The 3098-nt window shown below is 71.1% G+C and carries 2 protein-coding genes and 1 pseudogene; all 3 read left to right on the forward strand.

The features are described 5' to 3' along the window. A pseudogene (locus FKV24_RS07005) lies at positions 1-395 on the forward strand (hypothetical protein); the annotation flags it as partial. After that, positions 392-979 carry an IMPACT family protein gene (locus FKV24_RS07010; RefSeq protein ID WP_141481869.1) on the forward strand — a complete coding sequence of 196 codons (588 nt, stop codon included), beginning with the start codon at positions 392-394 and terminating at the stop codon, positions 977-979. The pseudogene FKV24_RS07005 and the gene FKV24_RS07010, both read left to right, overlap by 4 nt. A gap of 107 nt (positions 980-1086) precedes the next feature. Then, positions 1087-2844 (forward strand): ABC transporter transmembrane domain-containing protein, encoded by a 1758-nt coding sequence (locus FKV24_RS07015; protein WP_141481870.1) that lies wholly within the window; start codon positions 1087-1089, stop codon positions 2842-2844. Positions 2845-3098 lie beyond the last annotated feature (254 nt).

The raw sequence follows: 3098 nt of genomic DNA on the forward strand, positions 1-3098 counted from the left end.
AAGGCATCTTGAGCGCGCCTCCCGCGGAGGCGTACTCGGCGCCGGTTGCCGCCGATATCGCCGACGCGGTGGAGGCCGGCGATGTGGAAGCGACCGGGGCGGCGCAAGCGACGGCCGTCGAACACGATGCCGCCGCGCTCGACCGGATCGAGGTCACCGGCAACCGGATCCGCGGCGCCGGGGGCGACGTGGGGGCGATTCCCCTGCACGAGGACCGCTCGCTGGCACCGGCAGACTGGCTGGAACGCATCCGCGCGCGCCGCGCCGCCGGAGACAGCGACACCGCCCGCGAGAGCCTGGAACTGTTCCGCAAGGCGCACCCGCACGTACGCCTGCCCGACGATCTGCTCGAACTGCTGGAAACGGCGGACACGGACGCGGCCGGCACTCCGTGAACGCCGATACCCTCGCCGCCCGCGCCAGCCACTCGATCGAGGTCAAGCACAGCCGGTTTCTCGCCCACGCCGCCCCGGTCGAGTCGGCCGAGCAGGCGCTGGCCTTCTTCGACGAGGTCGGCGACCCGGCCGCGACCCACAACTGCTGGGCCTACCGCATCGGCGGGCTGTACCGGTTCAACGACGACGGCGAACCGGCCAGCACCGCCGGCCGGCCGATCCTGGCCGCGATCGAGGGCCAGGGCTTCGACCGGGTCGCGGTCGTGGTCACGCGCTGGTTCGGCGGCATCAAGCTCGGTGCCGGCGGACTGGTCCGCGCCTACGGCGGCTGCGCGGCCGAGTGCCTGCGCACCGCCGCGCGGCAACCGCTGGTGGCGATGACAGAAGCCGAGATCGCCTACCCGTTCGAGGTCACCGGGACCGTCCACGCGACCCTGGCGCAGTTCGCGGCCGCCAAGCTCGACGAGCAGTTCGATGCCGAAGGCACGCGAATGCGGCTGGAATTGCCGGCCGACGAGCTCGCGACCTTGAAAGTGCGCCTGCGCGACGCCACCCGTGACCGGGTCCGCTTCAAAATCCGCTGATCCCAAGCTCCGCCAACCCCAGGCTCCGCCAATCCCGGATCGCGTCGGTGTCTGGCCGCCTCGCTTGCGTCCACACCCGCGACGCGAACCTCCCGCATACTTCGATCATGACCGACACCCGCTCCATCAAGGCCCCGGTCGGGCAACTGCGCACCCTCTGGCCATTCGTCCGCAGGCACCGCGGGTTGTTCTTCGCCTGGTTGCTGGCGCTGGCGTTCTCGTCGACGGCGACGCTCAGCCTGCCGCCGGCATTCCGCATGGTCATCGACCACGGCTTCCAGTCCGGCGGCGACGGCATCGACCGCGCGTTCGCGCTGCTGTTCGTGGTCGCCGTGGTGCTGGCCTTCGCCACCGCCGCGCGCTTCTTCTTCGTCTCGCTGCTGGGCGAGCGCGTGGTCGCCGACCTGCGGCAACAGCTGTACGCCCACCTGATCGGGCTCGACGCCGGCTTCCACGACGCCAACCGCAGTGGCGAGCTGGTCTCGCGGCTGACCGCCGACGCCGAGCTGCTGCGCAGCGTGGTCGCCTCCAGCATGTCGGTGGCGCTGCGCAGCGCGGTCACCTTCGCCGGCAGCATCGCGATGCTGTTCGTGACCAGTCCGCGACTGGCCGCCTACGCGCTGGTCGGCATCCCGCTGGCGGTGCTGCCCATCGTGTTCGGCGCGCGCCGGCTGCAGAAGATCTCGCGTTCGGCCCAGGACCGCATCGCCGACGCCAACGCGCTGGCGACCGAGACCCTGGGCGCGGTGCGCACGGTCCAGGCGCATGCGCGCGAACCCTACGAGCGTGGCCGTTTCGGTGAGGCGGTGACGATCGCGGTGGCCACCGCGCGCCGGCGCATCCAGGCCCAGGCCTGGGTCACCGCGATCGCGATCAGCCTGGTGTTCGGCGCGATCACCCTGGTGCTGTGGTCGGGCGCGCACGACGTCGCCGGCGGCCGCATGAGCGCCGGCACGCTCGGACAGTTCGTGTTGTACGCATTGATCGGCGGCGGTTCGATCGGCGCCCTGGCCGAGGTCTGGAACGAGCTGCAGCGCGCGGCCGGCGGCATGGGCCGGATCGGCGAACTGCTGCTGGCCGAGCCGGCGGTGGCCGCACCCGCGCATCCGCAACCGATGTCGGAGCCGGTACGCGGTGCGATCGCCTTCGATGGCGTCACCTTCCACTACCCCGCCCGCCCCGATCTGCCGGCGCTGGATGCGTTCGAGCTGAAGGTGGCGCCGGGCGAGACCGTGGCCCTGGTCGGTCCCTCGGGGGCCGGCAAGAGCACGGTGTTCTCGCTGCTGCTGCGGTTCCACGATCCGGACACCGGGGTCGTGCGCGTCGACGGCGCCGACATCACCGGTCTCGACCTTGCCCGGTTGCGCGAGGCGGTCGCACTGGTGCCGCAGCAGCCGACGATCTTCGCCACCAGCGCGCGCGAGAACATCCGCTATGGTCGCCTGGATGCCGGCGACGCCGAGATCGAGGCGGCACTGGTCGCGGCCAATGCCGCCGACTTCGTGCAGGCGCTGCCGCAGGGGCTGGACACCGAGCTGGGCGAGCGTGGCGCGCGCCTGTCGGGCGGCCAGCAGCAGCGCATCGTGATCGCGCGGGCCCTGCTCAAGGACGCTCCGATCCTGCTGCTCGACGAGGCCACCAGCGCGCTCGACGCGCAGAGCGAGCGGGCCGTGCAGCAGGCGCTGGAAACGCTGATGGAAGGTCGCACCACGCTGGTGATCGCGCACCGGCTGGCGACCGTGCTCAAGGCCGACCGTATCGTGGTGATGGACCGCGGCAGAATCGTCGCCGAGGGGACCCACGAGCAACTGCTCGCCGAAGGCGGCCTGTACTCGGAACTGGCCAAGCTGCAGTTCCTCGACTGAACCCTGGATCGGAACACCGATCGCGGGCCCGTACGAACCGGCCTCCCGCGAAAGCCCATCGCGGCTCACGCCGCTCCTACGAAATGCGATATCGCGTGGTCCCAGCCCCCTGAGTCAGGGGGCGATTCGTGCGCAGCACGAATGGGGGTGTGGAAGCGCATCGGTGGGGCCCAAGGTTTGCGCAGCAAACTTTGGGAGATATCCGGGCGCAGCCGGATATCGTTCCCCCCTGAGTCAGGGGGCGATTCGTGCGC

It is taken from the genome of Marilutibacter maris (assembly GCF_006546735.2).
Lineage (GTDB): Bacteria > Pseudomonadota > Gammaproteobacteria > Xanthomonadales > Xanthomonadaceae > Marilutibacter > Marilutibacter maris.

Bases quoted from the DNA above. Each gene is read 5' to 3' on its own strand.
- FKV24_RS07015 (WP_141481870.1), top strand. From the start codon at position 1,087: ATGACCGACACCCGCTCCATCAAGGCCCCGGTCGGGCAACTGCGCACC.